The organism is Angustibacter peucedani (assembly GCF_054779595.1).
On record NZ_BAAGXY010000021.1, the window covers coordinates 104,111 to 119,325 of the forward strand.

General features: G+C 73.3%; 20 protein-coding genes, 2 tRNA genes and 1 other RNA gene. 11 read left to right on the forward strand and 12 right to left on the reverse strand.

The features are described from left to right. The 3 genes from ACYVJ4_RS05945 to upp form a co-directional block, all read right to left on the reverse strand. On the reverse strand, positions 1-168 hold the full coding sequence (locus tag ACYVJ4_RS05945) for a hypothetical protein (protein WP_460459191.1): 168 nt from the start codon (positions 166-168) through the stop codon (positions 1-3). Between the two features lie 162 nt (positions 169-330). Further along, positions 331-657 carry a hypothetical protein gene (locus tag ACYVJ4_RS05950; protein WP_460459192.1) on the reverse strand — a complete coding sequence of 109 codons (327 nt, stop codon included), beginning with the start codon at positions 655-657 and terminating at the stop codon, positions 331-333. Between the two features lie 68 nt (positions 658-725). Beyond that, complete coding sequence (gene upp, locus ACYVJ4_RS05955; protein ID WP_460459193.1) at positions 726-1,364, reverse strand: uracil phosphoribosyltransferase; 639 nt, start codon at positions 1,362-1,364, stop codon at positions 726-728. Positions 1,365-1,459: 95 nt separating this feature from the next. Between upp and ACYVJ4_RS05960 the strand changes: the two genes are divergently transcribed. The 4 genes from ACYVJ4_RS05960 to ACYVJ4_RS05975 all read left to right on the forward strand — a co-directional run bounded on the left by ACYVJ4_RS05960 (position 1,460) and on the right by ACYVJ4_RS05975 (position 3,785). Further along, positions 1,460-2,077, forward strand: coding sequence for a tRNA adenosine deaminase-associated protein (locus ACYVJ4_RS05960; RefSeq protein ID WP_460459194.1), 618 nt, complete (start codon positions 1,460-1,462; stop codon positions 2,075-2,077). Positions 2,078-2,134: 57 nt separating this feature from the next. Continuing rightward, positions 2,135-2,569 carry a tRNA adenosine(34) deaminase TadA gene (tadA, locus tag ACYVJ4_RS05965; RefSeq protein ID WP_460459214.1) on the forward strand — a complete coding sequence of 145 codons (435 nt, stop codon included), beginning with the start codon at positions 2,135-2,137 and terminating at the stop codon, positions 2,567-2,569. Between the two features lie 13 nt (positions 2,570-2,582). Further along, a tRNA-Ser gene (locus ACYVJ4_RS05970) sits at positions 2,583-2,669 on the forward strand. A gap of 192 nt (positions 2,670-2,861) precedes the next feature. Further along, positions 2,862-3,785 carry a serine/threonine-protein kinase gene (locus ACYVJ4_RS05975; RefSeq protein WP_460459195.1) on the forward strand — a complete coding sequence of 308 codons (924 nt, stop codon included), beginning with the start codon at positions 2,862-2,864 and terminating at the stop codon, positions 3,783-3,785. Here ACYVJ4_RS05975 and ACYVJ4_RS05980 read toward each other — a convergent pair whose 3' ends face one another. The 3 genes from ACYVJ4_RS05980 to ACYVJ4_RS05990 all read right to left on the reverse strand — a co-directional run bounded on the left by ACYVJ4_RS05980 (position 3,786) and on the right by ACYVJ4_RS05990 (position 5,984). Then, positions 3,786-4,154, reverse strand: coding sequence for an iron chaperone (locus ACYVJ4_RS05980; RefSeq protein WP_460459196.1), 369 nt, complete (start codon positions 4,152-4,154; stop codon positions 3,786-3,788). 99 nt (positions 4,155-4,253) lie between these two features. Beyond that, positions 4,254-5,333 carry a diguanylate cyclase gene (locus ACYVJ4_RS05985; RefSeq protein WP_460459197.1) on the reverse strand — a complete coding sequence of 360 codons (1,080 nt, stop codon included), beginning with the start codon at positions 5,331-5,333 and terminating at the stop codon, positions 4,254-4,256. A 51-nt stretch (positions 5,334-5,384) separates the two neighbouring features. Next, on the reverse strand, positions 5,385-5,984 hold the full coding sequence (locus ACYVJ4_RS05990; protein WP_460459198.1) for a class I SAM-dependent methyltransferase: 600 nt from the start codon (positions 5,982-5,984) through the stop codon (positions 5,385-5,387). 81 nt (positions 5,985-6,065) lie between these two features. On the opposite strand from ACYVJ4_RS05990, the gene ACYVJ4_RS05995 reads away from it, so the two are divergent. Beyond that, positions 6,066-6,941 (forward strand): DMT family transporter, encoded by an 876-nt coding sequence (locus ACYVJ4_RS05995; protein WP_460459199.1) that lies wholly within the window; start codon positions 6,066-6,068, stop codon positions 6,939-6,941. A 2-nt stretch (positions 6,942-6,943) separates the two neighbouring features. On the opposite strand, the gene ACYVJ4_RS06000 is transcribed toward ACYVJ4_RS05995, so the two are convergent. Together ACYVJ4_RS06000 and ACYVJ4_RS06005 are read right to left on the reverse strand one after the other, a co-directional pair. Further along, positions 6,944-7,558: a LytR C-terminal domain-containing protein gene (locus ACYVJ4_RS06000; protein WP_460459200.1), complete on the reverse strand. Its 615-nt coding sequence runs from the start codon at positions 7,556-7,558 to the stop codon at positions 6,944-6,946. 18 nt (positions 7,559-7,576) lie between these two features. Further along, complete coding sequence (locus ACYVJ4_RS06005) at positions 7,577-7,876, reverse strand: type II toxin-antitoxin system VapB family antitoxin (RefSeq protein WP_460459201.1); 300 nt, start codon at positions 7,874-7,876, stop codon at positions 7,577-7,579. A 99-nt stretch (positions 7,877-7,975) separates the two neighbouring features. On the opposite strand from ACYVJ4_RS06005, the gene ACYVJ4_RS06010 reads away from it, so the two are divergent. Further along, positions 7,976-9,559 (forward strand): helicase HerA-like domain-containing protein, encoded by a 1,584-nt coding sequence (locus ACYVJ4_RS06010; RefSeq protein WP_460459202.1) that lies wholly within the window; start codon positions 7,976-7,978, stop codon positions 9,557-9,559. A gap of 5 nt (positions 9,560-9,564) precedes the next feature. Here ACYVJ4_RS06010 and ACYVJ4_RS06015 read toward each other — a convergent pair whose 3' ends face one another. Further along, positions 9,565-10,137, reverse strand: coding sequence for an ArsR/SmtB family transcription factor (locus ACYVJ4_RS06015; RefSeq protein ID WP_460459203.1), 573 nt, complete (start codon positions 10,135-10,137; stop codon positions 9,565-9,567). 66 nt (positions 10,138-10,203) lie between these two features. Here ACYVJ4_RS06015 and ACYVJ4_RS06020 point away from each other — a divergent pair, with 66 nt between their 5' ends. Continuing rightward, positions 10,204-10,788: a dienelactone hydrolase family protein gene (locus tag ACYVJ4_RS06020; RefSeq protein WP_460459204.1), complete on the forward strand. Its 585-nt coding sequence runs from the start codon at positions 10,204-10,206 to the stop codon at positions 10,786-10,788. A 32-nt stretch (positions 10,789-10,820) separates the two neighbouring features. On the opposite strand, the gene ACYVJ4_RS06025 is transcribed toward ACYVJ4_RS06020, so the two are convergent. The 3 genes from ACYVJ4_RS06025 to ACYVJ4_RS06035 form a co-directional block, all read right to left on the reverse strand. Then, positions 10,821-11,183 carry a hypothetical protein gene (locus ACYVJ4_RS06025; RefSeq protein ID WP_460459205.1) on the reverse strand — a complete coding sequence of 121 codons (363 nt, stop codon included), beginning with the start codon at positions 11,181-11,183 and terminating at the stop codon, positions 10,821-10,823. Beyond that, complete coding sequence (locus ACYVJ4_RS06030; protein WP_460459206.1) at positions 11,176-11,619, reverse strand: phage tail protein; 444 nt, start codon at positions 11,617-11,619, stop codon at positions 11,176-11,178. Before ACYVJ4_RS06030 ends, ACYVJ4_RS06025 begins: the two co-directional genes overlap by 8 nt. A 108-nt stretch (positions 11,620-11,727) precedes the next feature. Continuing rightward, a tRNA-Ser gene (locus tag ACYVJ4_RS06035) sits at positions 11,728-11,816 on the reverse strand. Positions 11,817-11,893: 77 nt separating this feature from the next. Here ACYVJ4_RS06035 and ffs point away from each other — a divergent pair. The 4 genes from ffs to ACYVJ4_RS06055 form a co-directional block, all read left to right on the forward strand. Continuing rightward, positions 11,894-11,990, forward strand: an RNA gene (ffs, locus tag ACYVJ4_RS06040) — signal recognition particle sRNA small type. A 55-nt stretch (positions 11,991-12,045) separates the two neighbouring features. Then, positions 12,046-12,588, forward strand: coding sequence for a gluconokinase (locus ACYVJ4_RS06045; RefSeq protein ID WP_460459207.1), 543 nt, complete (start codon positions 12,046-12,048; stop codon positions 12,586-12,588). After that, positions 12,585-14,060: a GntT/GntP/DsdX family permease gene (locus tag ACYVJ4_RS06050; protein WP_460459208.1), complete on the forward strand. Its 1,476-nt coding sequence runs from the start codon at positions 12,585-12,587 to the stop codon at positions 14,058-14,060. Before ACYVJ4_RS06045 ends, ACYVJ4_RS06050 begins: the two co-directional genes overlap by 4 nt. A 58-nt stretch (positions 14,061-14,118) precedes the next feature. Further along, positions 14,119-15,215: DNA polymerase III subunit gamma and tau (locus ACYVJ4_RS06055; RefSeq protein ID WP_460459209.1), on the forward strand; the 1,097-nt coding region annotated here is incomplete at its 3' end.

A 15,215-nucleotide genomic window follows, 5' to 3' on the forward strand; every position in this document is an offset into this window, starting at 1 on the left:
CTACTGGGCCAGCAGCGCGTCGAAGAAGTGACCGACGGCGCGCAGGCCCTCGAGCAGGCCGTCCCAGCCGCTCTTGACGATGCCGGCGGCCTGGTCGGGCGACTTGAAGATGGCGTAGACGAAGAAGGCGACGACCAGCCACAACAGCGGCTTCTTGAGCCGGCCCATGCCATCACCTCCGGTCGAGCGGTCGAGCAGACGGGCAGCACCGGACGGCACGGCCCGGCCCATCGTGGCGCACCCGGTCACCCGATCGGGTGAGGCGCGCCGCGCTCGGCGTGGCGGATGGGGCGCATGGGGCAGTTCGGACGACGGCCGACCGGCCCCTCCTCACGTGCCGGGCAGGGTGAAGCCGCCCGACGGCACGGTCGGGAAGGTCGGCACCTTCGACTGCGGCTTGCTCCAGTGGCAGACGGTGTCGCGCAGGTCGATCTGGCCGTAGGCCGGGGGGTCGGGGCAGCCCGCCGCCTTGGCCTTCAGCAGGCCACCGGTGCAGGCCACCACGAGCAGCAGGACGACGACGCAGGCCACCTGCGTGCTGGTCTCGTCGGACTCGAACAGCGTCGAGAGCGCGTGGCCCCCGACGAAGCCGAGGACGACGGCGGCGGCAGCGCCGATGCCCAGCGCGAGTAGGCCGTGCTCGATGAGGGTCTCCATGACGCACCTCCAGCGGCGCGCACGCTAGACCCGCGCGCCGCACCGGCGCAGGCAGACCGCGGAACTGCTCAGACGACGCCGTACAGCCGGTCGCCCGCGTCGCCGAGCCCCGGGACGATGTACCCCAGCTCGTTGAGCTTCTCGTCCATCGCCGCCGTGACGACCGAGACGGGGACGTCCAGGCCCTCGAGCTCCTGCTCGAGCCGGGCGACGCCCTCGGGGGCGCTCAGCAGGCAGATCGCCGTGATGTCGTCGGCGCCGAGGTCGACGAGGAACCGGATCGCCGCCGCGAGCGTGCCGCCTGTGGCCAGCATCGGGTCGAGCAGGTAGCACTGGCGGCCGGAGAGGTCGTCCGGGAGGCGGTTGGCGTACGTCGTCGCCTTGAGCGTCTCCTCGTCGCGCACCATGCCGAGGAAGCCGACCTCGGCAGTCGGCAGCAGCCGCACCATGCCGTCGAGCATGCCGAGCCCCGCGCGCAGGATCGGCACGACGAGCGGCTTGGGCTGGCTCAGCCGCACCCCGGTGGCCGGCCCGACCGGCGTGGTGACCTCGGTGGGCTGCACCCGCACGTCGCGCGTCGCCTCGTAGGCCAGCAGCGTCACCAGCTCGTCGGCCAGCCGCCGGAACGTCGGGGAGTCGGTGTTCTCGTCGCGCAGCGTGGTGAGCTTGTGGGCGACGAGCGGGTGGTCGGCGACGTGGACGCGCATGCCGCGAACCTACCGGGTGCGGGCGCCGGCTGGCACCGGTCGTCGGGGTCCGGGCGTTCGCTGACGAGAGCGCTCGCTCGTGCCACGATGTCGCCGTGTCGTACTTCTCCGCGGTGATCGGCCGCCACGGGTCCGGCTGGCGCGCGCTCGACGTCGACCTCGAGGACGCCGAGTCCCTCGACGAGGTCGCCGAGAACCTTCGCGCCGTGGCGAACGGCGGCCCGGTGCTCGCCGTCCTGGAGCACGAGGACGAGTGGTTCGCGCTGATCCGTGTGGACGACGACGAGGACGCCCGCGCGTTCGTCAGCGACCTCGAGGCCAGCCAGCGCGGCCACTACGCCGAGCTGCTCGCCCCGGTCGGCGACGTCGAGCTCGACGAGTACGCCGACCTGCGGAACCCTTCTGCCGCAACGACGTCGGACGACGACGACCCCGACGTCGACGACGCGGACGACGACCCCGAGGACGGCACCGAGGTCGACGACGAGGAAGACCCGCTGATGGCCGAGGCCGAGCAGGACCTCGCGGCGGCCGCGGTCGACGTCGAGCTGCCCCCGGCGTGGGCGGGCGACCCCGGCGTGCTCTCGGACGTCGGCGTCGACGCGGGCGAGCTGGTCGAGCTGGTGCTCGCGGCGCCGAGCGACCCGGGGGCGGTGCTGGCCGACCTCGGCGAGCGCTGCGGGTTCGACGAGCTCGTCGAAGCCCTGCGGTGACCGCACGGTGAACCGGCCGTGAGCGGCTGGCCGGACGACCCCGAGCTGGCCGGCTGGATGGGCCTGGCCCTGGCCGAGGCCGCCCGCGCGACGGGCACGGGCGACGTCCCGGTCGGGGCCGTCGTCCTGGACGCCGCGGGCGAGGTGGTCGGCGCCGGCGCGAACCGGCGCGAGGCGGACGGCGACCCCACGGCCCACGCCGAGGTGCTGGCGCTGCGGACGGCGGCGCAGCGGCTCGGCTCGTGGCGGCTCGAGGGCTGCACGCTCGTCGTCACCCTCGAGCCGTGCGCCATGTGCGCGGGGGCGGTCGTGCTGTCGCGGCTGCCCCGGCTGGTGCTCGGGGCGTGGGACCCCAAGGCCGGTGCGGCCGGCTCGGTCTGGGACCTGGTGCGCGACCGCCGGGTCAACCACCGCGTCGAGGTCGTCGGCGGCGTCCGCGAGGAGGAGTGCCGCCGCCTGCTGGTCGATTTCTTCACCGAGCACCGGCTCTAGTAACCTCGTCGGCGGTGGCGTGTCCGAGCGGCCTAAGGAGCACGCCTCGAAAGCGTGTGTGGGGGTAACTCCACCGTGGGTTCAAATCCCACCGCCACCGCCGTCGAACCCCCTGAGCCCACCGGCTCGGGGGGTTCTGGCGTCTGCGGCCTCCACCACCCGGACGGCGCAGCGCCGACGAGCGATCTTGCGCCGCACCACCTAGAGTCGGGCGTCGGCCAGGGCCCCCAGCGCGTCAGCAGACGTGCGCCACGGTCGTCGGAAGGTCGCGGTCACACCCCCCATGAACCGGATGCACGAAGGCTCCGTGGTGGGCGGCCGGTACGAGCTCGAGTCCCGCATCGCCTCCGGGGGCATGGCGGACGTGTGGGCCGGGCGCGACCGGGTGCTCGAACGATCCGTCGCGGTCAAGGTCATGCGGCCCGACACGGGCCACGAGGACGTCTTCGCCCTGCGCTTCCGCGACGAGGCGGTGCACTCGGCGCGGCTGCTGCACACCAACATCGCCACCGTCTTCGACTACGGCGAGGAGGACGGCCTGGCCTTCCTCGTGATGGAGCTCGTCGAGGGCCAGACGCTGTCGCAGCTGCTGCGCGAGCGCGGACCGCTGGGCCACGCCGAGGTGCGCTCGGTCATGGGCCAGGCGGCGCTCGCGCTCGGCGTCGCGCACGAGGCGCGCGTGGTGCACCGCGACGTCAAGCCCGCCAACATCCTGGTGCGCGGCGACGGGCTGGTGAAGCTCACCGACTTCGGCATCGCGCGGGCCATCGACGCCTCCGGCCACACGCGCCAGGGCGAGATGCTCGGCACGCCGAACTACATCAGCCCCGAGCAGGCGATGGGCGGCGCGGCCACCGGCGCCAGCGACCTGTACGCGCTCGGCGTCGTCGCCCACGAGATGCTCTGCGGCCAGCGACCTTTCCAGCGCGAGACGCCGATCGCGACCGCGCTCAGCCACGTGCAGGAGCCGCCGCCGCCGCTGCCGGACGACGTCCCGGAAGCCCTGCGCTTCGTCGTGGAGGACTGCCTGGCCAAGGAGCCCGGCGAGCGCCCGCCGAACGCGCGCGCCGTCGCCCTGCGCCTCGGGCTGGGCGACGACGAGACGCTCGGCCTCGCGCTCGGGCTCGCCTGGTCGGTCGGCGACGAGGAGGGCGCCGCGCCCGAGCACCGCGAGGTGCACGCCGACCTCGACACCGTCCGCTGGGACGCGGGCTAACTAACCCTCTCGGGGCTCTGCTCCGCGCAGCTCGACCAGGCGGCGCACGACCAGCCGGACGACGTCCTCCGGCAACGGCTGCGCGAGCGGCAGCTTGAGCGTGCCTCGCCCCGAGCGGTACGGACCGACGACCGCCTCGAGGTCCGGGTCGCCGTCCGGTGCGGGGTAGAGGCTGATGTGGCGCTTCCACCCGGCGAGGTGCACCAGCCGCTGGCCGTCGAGCTCGAACGTGGGCATGCCGTAGCTGATGGTCTCGGTGAGGCCGGGGACGGCGGCGTGCAGCACCGCCCGCGCCTGCTCCAGCCGGTCCCGGACGTCGGCGGGCTGGCTCGCGAGGTACGCCTCGACGTCCGCCGGCACCTCACCCATGCCGCTCATCCTGACGTACGGACAGGCAGACCGGGGGGTGCATCGGCGCACGAGGGTGCGAACCCCCTTCGGTGCCTGTCCGCAGGCCCACCCGACCGCTCAGCGGCGGCCGGAGGCGCGCTTGCGCTCGTACATCGCCGCGTCGGCAGCCCGCAGCAGCGCGGGCAGCTCGACCGGCCCGGCCTCCACCGCGACGCCGACGCTCGCGCCCACGCGGTGCTCGCCCGCGTGCGTCGCCACCGGCTCGCGCAGCCGCGCCTCGACGCGGACGGCCAGCTGGCCCACGTCGCGCACCGGCGTCCCCGAGAGCACGACCACGAACTCGTCGCCGCCCACCCGCGCCACGACGTCGGCCTCGGGCAGCACGGCCAGCAGCCGGCGGGCCACCTCGCGCAGCACCTCGTCGCCGGCGTCGTGCCCGGCTGAGTCGTTGACCGCCTTGAAGCCGTCGAGGTCGACCAGCAGCACGGCCACGTCGCCGGGGCGCGCGCAGACCGCACCGCCGACGTCGCGCAGCAGCGTGCGGTTGGCGAGGTCGGTGAGCGGGTCGTGCAGCGCCGCGTGCCGGGCCTGCGCCTCCTGCTCGGTGAGCGCGGCGTGCATGCGGGCGTGCTGGACGGCGATCGCGGCCTGGTCGGCGAACATCTCGAGCAGCTCGCACTGGTCGGCGTCCGGACGGCGGCCGTGCACCGGCAGGTCGACGCACAGCACGCCCACCCACTCGCCGGACGGCGTGGTGAGCGGCGCGTAGAGCGAGTCCAGCGGGTGCCAGCTGAGCTCGTCGTCCGGCACGGGGACGTCGGGCACCCAGGCGTGCGCGATCTCGTCCTCCTCCGTCTGCAGCCGGCCGTCGCTGAACCGCAGCGCGCCCCACTGCTCGGACTGGTCGAGCATCCGCTGCCAGTACTCGGCGGTGATGGTCTGGCCCATCAGCGACTCGCGGGCGTCCGCATCACCTGCCACGGCCACGACGACGAACGTCGAGTCGTCGACGGCGAGGTTGACGCAGGCGACGCCGAAGCCGGCCGCGTCGACCACTCCGCGGGACACGGCGTCGAGCGTCTCGGTGAGGTCGAGGCTGGAGTGCATGCGCTTCGTGACGTCGTGCAGCGCGCGCAGGGCAGAGCGGTCGACGGCGCTCGCGGCGGCGTCGACAGCAGGCTCCGACGCGTGCTTCACCCGCTGATCATCGGCAGGTGCCGGCGCCCGCTGGAGTGCGCCGTTCGGGGGTCAGGCCGTGACGTCCGCCACGAGCACGTACCGCTCGTCGGTGATGTCCTTGCCCCAGTACCGCGGGTCGTCGAGCGTGCGCACCTCGCGCAGCACCAGCCGCGGGTCGAGCAGGGCGCGCAGGTCGTCCGCCCGCAGCCCGGCCTCGGTGAACCAGTACCCCTCGACCAGCACCATGCGACCGCCGGGGGCCAGCAGGTCGGTCCAGCGGGTGAGCGCCGCGCGCGGGTCGGGGAGCGCCCAGACGACGTGCCGCGACAGGACGACGTCGAACGCCCCCGACTCGAGTTCGGGGGCCGACGCGTCGCCGACCTGGAAGGTGGCTGGTGCGCCCGCGGCGGCGGCCTTCGCGCGCGCCCGGGTGACCATCTCGGGCGAGACGTCGACGCCGCGCACGTGGTGTCCGGACGACGACAGCAGCACCGACAGCGACCCCGTGCCGCAGCCGAGGTCGGCCACGTGCGCCGGCGGCGACGGCAGCAGCTCGGCCAGCAGCTCGGCCCACGCGGCGCGCACCTCGGGGTCGCGCAGGCCGTGGTCGGGCTCGTCGTCGAAGGTCGGGGCCTCGGCGTCCCAGGTCTCGCGTGCGTCAGACGTCATCCCCCCATCCTGCCCGCGCCAGCAGGCCGCCGCCTACGCTGAGCACGTGCGCCGACCGCTCCCGACCCCGAGGCCCCGCCCGTGAGCGGGCTGGCCGTGGTCGTCGCGATCTGCGCGGCGGTGTCCTTCGGGTGGTCGACGGCGCTGATGCACCACGGCGCGTCCGGCGTCGCCCCCGGCACCCGGCGGGTCGACCTGATGCGGCACGTCATGGGGCAGAAGCTCTGGCTGCTCGGCGTCTTCATGGCGCTGTTCGGCCTGGCGCTGCACACCGCCGCCCTGCACCTCGGCTCGCTCACGCTCGTGCAGCCCCTGATCGTCACCGGTCTGTTCTTCTCGCTGGTGTTCCGCGAGGCGCTCGACCGCCGGTGGCCCAGCCGCCGCACCGTCACGTGGGGCGCGATCACCGCCGCCGGCCTCGGCCTGTTCCTCACCGCCGCCGGCCCGACCGGCAGCACCGACAACCCGGACGACGGCCGCGCGGCCCTGGTGATCGGCGTCGGCCTGGCCTGCTCGGTGCTGGCCTACCTGCTCTCGCGCGGCCGGACGTCGGGCCTGCTGCTGGGCACGTCGGGCGGCGTCGTCTTCGGGCTGATGGCCGGCGCCGTGAAGTCCACCACCGACGCCTGGACCCGCGACGAGCTCTTCACCACCTGGCCGGTCTACGCGATGGTCGGCATCGGCCTCACCGGCTTCTGGCTCAACCAGCGCATCTACAACGAGACGCGCCTGGCCGACTCGCTGCCGATGCTCAACCTGGTGAACCCCGTGGTGTCGTTGGTGTTCGGCGTCGTCGTGTACTCCGAGCGGCCCAGCGGGACGGCGCTCGCGCTGGTGCTCGAGGCGCTCGGCCTGGCCGCGGTGCTGCTCGGCATCTTCTTCCTCGGCCGCACCGAGGGCGCGCACGAGGACGAGGCCCCCGAGCCGCAGGCCGAGGTCGAGCTCGCGCAGTCCTAGCGCTACTTCTTCTTCGTCGTCCGGGTCGAGGGCGTGCGGGTGCTGGTGGCCGACGGGCTCGACGTCGTCGTGGCGGTCGGGGTGCTGGGGCGGCAGGTGGGCGTCGAGGGCGTGGCGGTGATCTGCGCCAACGTCTTCAGGCTCTTGTACTTCGCGCCGAGCACGAGGTCGACGGACGCGTTCTTGCGCTTGTCGCGCGAGAGCTTGGCACCGTCGAGCTGGCTGCTGAGCAGCTGGGCGGCCGCGGTCCCCCTGGTGCCGTAGCGGATCACGGCAGTGCCAGTCACCTTGGCGTGCAACGGGTCGTTGGCGATGGTGCCGATCTGGAACGAGCGCCGGTCGAGCGTCGTGGCCACCGAGCTGGCCAGGCCGTTGCGCTTGGTGGCGTTGTAGACGTTGACGACCACCTGGTCGGGGGTCAGCGGCTTCTTGGTCGCGGTGGGGCACGGCGGCAGCGTCGAGACGTCGACCTTGTCGGGACCGCCGATGACGCCCGAGTACACGAGGTAGCCGATGCCGCCGGAGGCCACCAGCAGGCCCAGCACGACGAGCAGGGTGATCTGCTGGCGGTGGCGCTTGCGGTCGCGCCAGCTCGACGCCTCCTTGATGTACGACACCGCGTCCCCCCGCAGGCCCTAGCCGTCGATCACCAGGACGCGTGCGTGCAGCACCGGTCGCTGCTGCAGCGCGGCCCGCAGCGCGCGGTGCAGGCCGTCCTCGAGGTAGAGCACTCCCTCGAACTCCACGACGTGGGCGAACAGGTCGCCGTAGAACGTGGAGTCCTCCGACAGCAGCGCATCCAGGTCGAGCACCCGCTTGGTCGTCACGAGCTCGTCGAGACGCACCTGCCGCGGAGGCACGTCGGACCAGTCCTTCGGGGTGGTGAGCCCGTGGTCCGGGTACGGTCGGGAGTCTCCGACGGCCTTGAATATCACGGGCCTGATCCTACGGGCCCCGGGTCGCTACGCTCACGGACGACGGATCCGACCCGCCGCGTGCCGAGGCGCACGCGGGCACCCGCTGGTGGAGGACGCATGGCCGAGCAGGGCTCGTCGCAGCTGGACGCGATCCGGGCGGGGTACGGCATCGCCGGTGCGGCGCTCGACCTCGGAGCGGCCGTCGACGACGGCACGGCGCACGCCGACGCCCCGGTGCGGATCCCGCTGTCGTCGCTGAACCGCCACGGCCTCGTGGCCGGCGCGACGGGCACCGGCAAGACGAAGACGTTGCAGCTCATGGCCGAGCAGCTCTCGGCGCAGGGCGTGCCGGTCTTCCTCGCCGACATCAAGGGCGACCTGTCGGGCATCGCCAGCCAAGGCGTCGCGAACGACAAGGTGACCGCGCGCGCGACCGAGGTCGGCGAGCAGTGGACGCCGACCGCCTGCCCGACCGAGTTCCTGTCGCTCGGCGGGCAGGGCAAGGGCGTGCCCGTGCGCGCGACGATCACGAGCTTCGGCCCGACGTTGCTGGCGAAGGTGCTGGGGCTCAACGAGGTCCAGGAGTCCAGCCTCGGTCTGGTGTTCCACTACGCCGACCAGCGCGGGCTCGCGCTGCTCGACCTCAAGGACCTGCGGGCCGTCGTCCAGCACCTCACGTCGGACGACGGCAAGGCCGAGCTCAAGGAGCTCGGCGGGCTGTCGGCCGCCACCGCCGGCGTGATCCTGCGCGAGCTGATCACGTTCGCGGACGGCGGCGCGGACGTCTTCTTCGGCGAGCCCGAGTTCGACACCGCCGACCTGATGCGCACCACCCCGGACGGCAAGGGGCTCGTCACCTGCCTCGAGCTGCCGAGCGTGCAGGACAAGCCGCAGCTGTTCTCGACGTTCCTGATGTGGCTGCTGGCCGACCTGTTCCACGACCTGCCCGAGGTGGGCGACGTCGACAAGCCCAAGCTGGTGTTCTTCTTCGACGAGGCGCACCTGCTGTTCAGCGACGCCAGCAAGGACTTCGTCGCCTCGATCGAGCAGACGGTGCGGCTGATCCGGTCGAAGAGCGTGGGCGTCTTCTTCGTGACGCAGTCGCCGAAGGACGTGCCGTCGGGCGTGCTGGCGCAGCTCGGCAACCGGGTGCAGCACGCGCTGCGCGCCTACACGCCGGACGACGCCAAGGCGCTCAAGGCGGCGGTGTCGACGTTCCCCAAGTCCGGCTACGACCTCGAGGAGCTGCTCACCCAGCTCGGCACCGGCGAGGCGATCATCACGGTGCTGTCGGAGAAGGGCGCGCCGACGCCGGTCGCGTGGACGCGCCTGCGCGCCCCCATGTCGCTCATGGCACCCACCGCCGCGGACGTCGTCGACGCGGCCGTCGCGGCCAGCCCGCTCAGCGCCAAGTACGGCACCGCGCTCGACCGCGAGTCGGCCTACGAGCAGCTCACCGAGCGGCTGGCCAAGGCGCCGGCCCCCGGCGCGGACGACGCCCAGCCGGCTGCTCCTGCTCCCGCCCCGTCGTCCGGCTCGGTGCCGAAGGCCGCACCGCGCAAGGCCGAGCGCGAGCAGGAGTCGGTGGTCGAGAAGGTCGTCACGTCGTCCGCGTTCAAGTCGGCGCTGCGCTCGGCCGGAACCGTGATCGGGCGCGAGATCACCCGCAGCATCTTCGGCACGGCTCGTCGCCGGCGCTGACCCGCCTAGTCCGCGGCGTCGGGCAGGCGGGGGTGGTCGGTCGGGTAGATGCCGACCGCGAAGCCGTAGACCGTGTCGCCGGACCGCGGCAGCTCGTCGAACTCGCGCACCAGGTCCGCGATCCGCTCCCAGAACTGCGACGCCCGCTCCTCGGGCAGCCGGGCGTGCCGGACGAAGCCCCACAGCTTGCGGTCGAGGAAGGCCTGCGCCGACTCCTGGGCCGCCACCTCGAAGTCGTTGAAGTCCGTGGGCAGGGCGTCGCCGTCCGGTCCCGGCTCGGCGGCGACGTAGAACATCCGGGCGGTGCGGCCGTAGGAGCGCTCGTCGACCGCCCGCACGCGGCGGGTGCTGACCACCCGCAGCAGGCCGGCCTCGGTGAGCACCTTCACGTGGTGGGCGACGGTGCTCTTCGGCCGCTCGACCGCGGTGGCCAGCTCGGTCACGGTCGCGGCCCGCTCGTGCAGCAGGCCCAGCAACGTGGTGCGCAGCGGGTGGCCGATCGCCCGCACCTGGGCCGGTGTCGTCAGCGCGAGCCGGTCGGCGAGCTCGTAGCCGGGCGGCGTGGGGTTGCTGGGCATGGTGGGTTCAGACTACTGTTCCAGAACGTTCCAAACAATTGGTTCATTCGAAGGGGATGACGATCGATGGCTGAGATCCTGCTGTTCCACCACGTCCAGGGGCTGACGCCGGGGGTCGAGGCGCTGGCCGACGACCTCCGGGCGGGTGGCCACACCGTGCACGCGCCGGACCTCTTCGAGGGCCAGACCTTCGCGTCGGTCGACGACGGGTTCGCCTACCTGCGGACGCTGGACGACGGCGAGATGACCCGGCGCGTCGACGACGTCGTCGCCGGTCTGCCGGCGGACCTGGTCTACGCCGGCATCTCGTGGGGCGTGCCGCGGGCGCAGGCCCTGACCCAGTTGCGGCCGGGCGCGCGCGGGGCGCTGCTGCTCGAGTCCTGCATTCCGGTCACCGGTGAGGACGCGTTCGGGGCGTGGCCGGAGGGCGTGCCGGTGCAGGTGCACGGCGCCGAGGGCGACGAGTTCTTCGCCGAGGACCTGCCGGCGGCCGAGGAGCTCGTCCGGGTCGTCGGCCCGGAGCTCGCGTCGCTGCACGTCTACCCCGGCGGCCAGCACCTCTTCACCGACCGCAGCCTCCCGTCGTACGACGCCGAGGCCGCCGCCCTGGTCACCCAGCGCGCCCTGACCTTCCTCGCCACCCTCGGCTGACCGGCCCGGCCCGGCGGGGACGGATCAAGGGCTCAGAGGGGTTCGGCGAGGCCGTCGTAGGTGGCGAGGTCGTGGGTGAAGGAGGCCTCGTACCGGCGGCCGTCGGTGTCGGCGTACTCGACGCTGGCCGTGAAGCGGCCCGGCTCCCAGCGCGGGCCTACGAGCACCGCGACCGGGTGACCGGGGCGCAGCACCGCGAGCCCCGACCACACGGCGAGCGCCGACACCGCCTGCTCGCCCGCGCCGACGACGTCCGGCTCGAAGCGCACCCGCGGGTCCAGGGCCACCGCGTCACCGGTGTTGTCGAGCACCAGCCGGTACGCGCCGGCCCGCCGCTCGACGTCCAGCACGACCTCGGGACGGCGACCGGCCGCCGGCCGCTCCCGCTCAGTCATCGTCGTCGACGCGCAGGCCTTCGTAGCTCAGCTCGAGGGTCTCCATCGCGACCTCCGAGCTCTCGGCCGACAGGTCCGGCCCGGTCAGCTTCACCGGGAAGGCGCCGGTCAGGACGTACCGCCGCACGGCCTGCCGGGTCTCGTCGAGCAGCGTCACGACCACGGTGCGCTTGTCGGGCGGCGTCTGGCTGATCCACTGCCACAGCGAGGTGTCGCCGGTGATCCCGCGCTTCAGCACCAGGTTCGGGTACCGCCGCAGCCCGGGCAGCTTGCGCACGCCGCCGCTCTTGTCGTTGCCGTTGCGGTACTCGATCACGTCGATCGACGTCCCGAGCCCGCTCACCTCGGCGAACCCGGCCTGGGCGGAGCCCGGGTCGCCGGTGCCGAGGTCCACCAGCACGTTGAACCGCCCGTACGGGTCGTCCCTGATGGCCATGCCGCCTCCCGAGCGCAGACCTCTGCGAGCCGCAGTCTCCCGCTCGGACCACCACGGGCGCAACGGGATGCACGAAGGGCCCGGACGTCGTCCGGGCCCTTCGTCTGGTGGCGGAGGATAGGGGATTTGAACCCCTGAGGGTGATTAACCCAACACGATTTCCAATCGTGCGCACTAGGCCACTATGCGAATCCTCCGCCGACGAGGGTACCGGAGCGATCCGCCCCTCCTGACCAGCCGTCCGGGGCAGCCGTCGGCACCCGGTAGAGTTCTCGGCGACCCCTCGTGCGGCGTCATCTCGCTGAACTCCCCCAGGGCCGGAAGGCAGCAAGGGCAGGCGGGCTCTGGCGGGTGCGCGAGGGGTCGCTCACGTCCCGGCGCCGTCTCGAGGTGTGCCGACGTCCGGTTGCTCCTACGGTGACTGCCATGCCGACATCGAGCGGTCGGGCCGACGTCGTCGTCGTGATGGGCGTCTCGGGCTCGGGGAAGACCACCGTGGCCCGCGGCATCGCGGACGCGATGGGGTGGGAGTTCGCCGAGGGCGACGACTTCCACTCCGCGGCCAACGTCGCGAAGATGGCGTCCGGGCACCCGCTGACCGACGAGGACCGCTGGCCCTGGCTGCGCTCGATCGGCGAGTGGGTCGACGGCCACGAGCGGTCCGGCACCAGCGCCGTCATCACGTGCTCGGCCTTGCGCCGGGTCTACCGCGACCTGCTGCGCGACGGCCGTCCCGGCGTGCGCTTCTGCCACGTCGAGGCCGGCGCCGACCTCATCGCCGACCGGCTCTCCCACCGGAAGGGGCACTACATGCCTCCCTCGCTGCTGCCCACCCAGCTCTCGACGCTCGAGCCGCTCGAGCCCGACGAGCCCGGCGTCGTCGTGAGCGGCGCCGGCACCCCTGACGAGGTGGTCGGGCTCGCGCTGGCCGAGCTGCACCTCACCCCGCGCGAGGAGGCGACCCGATGAGCGCCGCGCTGCAGGCCGCGAGCCTGTCCGGCCACGACGGCCAGCTGGTCGTGGCAGCCCTGGTCGCGATCGCGGCCGTCGTGCTGCTGATCTCGTGGCTGAAGGTCAACCCGTTCCTGGCCCTGCTGCTCGGGTCGGCGGTGCTGGCGGCGGTCGCCGGCTTCGCGCCCGACAAGGCGGTGGCCAGCTTCCAGAAGGGCGTCGGCGACACCTTCGGCAACGTCGGCATCCTGGTGGCGCTCGGCGCGATCGTCGGACGGATGCTCGTCGACTCCGGCGGTGCCGCGGCCGTCGTCGACTCGATCGTGCAGCGGGTGCCGGAGCGCGCGCTGCCGTGGGCCATGGCCGGCGCCGCGGCGCTGATCGGCCTGCCGCTGTTCTTCGAGATCGGCGTCGTGCTGCTGATCCCCATCGTGCTGCTCGTCGCCTACCGGACGTCGATCCCGCTGCTGAAGGTCGGCATCCCGGCGCTCGCCGGCCTCTCGGCGCTGCACGGCTTCGTGCCCCCGCACCCCGGACCCCTGATCGCGATCGCCGCGCTGAAGGCCGACCTCGGTCTCACCCTCGGCCTCGGCCTGCTGCTCGCGATCCCGGCTGTCATCCTCGCCGGGCCCGTGTACGGCTCGATCATCGCGCCGTACGGCCCGGCGCGCCCGCCCCGCGGCAGCGCGGGCGGCGTGGTCGACGAGGACGAGGAGGTGGGCGGGTCCGGCCGCCGGACGACGGCCGCCGGCACCGCTGACGCCGCCGAGACCACCGACGTCGCGACCGAGGAGCGCACGACCACCTCGACGCGCACCGGACGACGTCCCTCCGTCGGCTGGACGCTGGCCACGGTGCTGCTGCCGGTGGTGCTGATGCTCGGCCGCGCCGTCGGCGAGCTGACCCTCGACGACGACTCCACCGCCCGGTCGGTGCTGGACGTCGTCGGGACGCCGGTCATCGCGCTGCTCGCCGGGACGATCCTGGCGATCTTCGCCTTGGGCGTCGCGGTCGGGAAGAACCGCGGCGACATCGCGGGCTCGGTCGACGCCTCGCTGCCGCCCATGGCCGGCACCCTGCTGATCATCGCGGCCGGCGGCGGGTTCAAGCAGACGCTGGTCGACTCCGGCGTCGGCGGGCTCATCGGCCGGCTGGCCGAGGGCGCCAACATGAACGTCATCCTGCTGGGGTGGCTGGTGGCGGTCGGCATCCGGCTCGCGACCGGCTCGGCGACGGTGTCGACCATCACCGCGGCCGGCATCGTGGCCCCGCTGGCGTCGTCCCTCGACAAGCCGGGTGTCAGCTGCCTGGTGCTCGCCATCGGCGCCGGCTCGTTGTTCTTCTCGCACGTCAACGACGTCGGGTTCTGGCTGATCAAGCAGTACTTCGGCATGACGGTCTGGGAGACGATCAAGAGCTGGTCGGTGATGGAGACGATCATCTCCGTCGTCGGGCTGCTGGGCGCCCTGCTGCTGAACGCCGTCCTGTAGGGAACGGGCGGCCCGCTGGCCTACGAGCCTGTCGGGACGGCGGGCTAGGGTCGTCCTCGTGTCGACCGCCCTCTACCGCCGCTACCGCCCCGAGACGTTCGCGGACGTCATCGGGCAGGAGCACGTCACCGAGCCGCTGAGCCAGGCGCTGCGCACGGGGCGGGTCAACCACGCGTACCTGTTCAGCGGCCCGCGCGGGTGCGGCAAGACGACGTCCGCGCGCATCCTGGCCCGCTGCCTGAACTGCGAGCAGGGCCCCACCGACACCCCGTGCGGGGTCTGCGACTCGTGCGTCGGGCTGGCCCGCGGCGGCCCCGGCACGGTCGACGTCATCGAGATCGACGCCGCCAGCCACGGCGGCGTGGACGACGCGCGCGACCTGCGCGAGCGGGCGTCCTTCGGCCCGGCGGCCAGCCGCTTCAAGGTCTACATCATCGACGAGGCGCACATGGTCACCTCGGCGGGCTTCAACGCCCTGCTGAAGGTGGTCGAGGAGCCGCCGCCGCACGTGAAGTTCGTGTTCGCCACGACCGAGCCCGAGAAGGTCATCGGCACGATCCGCTCGCGCACCCACCACTACCCGTTCCGGCTCGTCCCGCCGGCCCGCCTCACCGACTACCTCGGCGAGCTGTGCGGGCGCGAGGGCGTCGAGGTGGCCAAGGGCGTGCTGCCGCTGGTCACGCGGGCCGGCGCCGGCTCGGTGCGCGACGCCCTCTCGGTGCTCGACCAGCTGATCGCCGGCTCGGGCGACGAGGGCCTGACCTACGACCGCGCGGTCTCGCTGCTCGGCTACACCGACGCCACGCTGCTCGACGCCGTGGTCGACGCGTTCGCCGCGGGCGACGGCGCCACGGTCTTCAAGGTCGTCGACCGGGTGATCGAGTCCGGCCACGAGCCGCGCCGCTTCGTCGAGGACCTGCTCGAGCGGCTGCGCGACCTGCTCGTCGTGAGCGCGGTGCCGGACGGCGCAGGCTCGGTGCTGCGCGGCGTCCCCGAGGACCAGCTCGAGCGCATGCGCGACCAGGCTACGCGGTTCGGCGCGGCCGAGCTGTCGCGCGCGGCTGACGTCGTCAACACCGGGCTCACCGAGCTGACCGGCGCCACCGCGCCGCGGCTGCAGCTCGAGCTGCTCTGCGTGCGCGTGCTGCTGCCGGC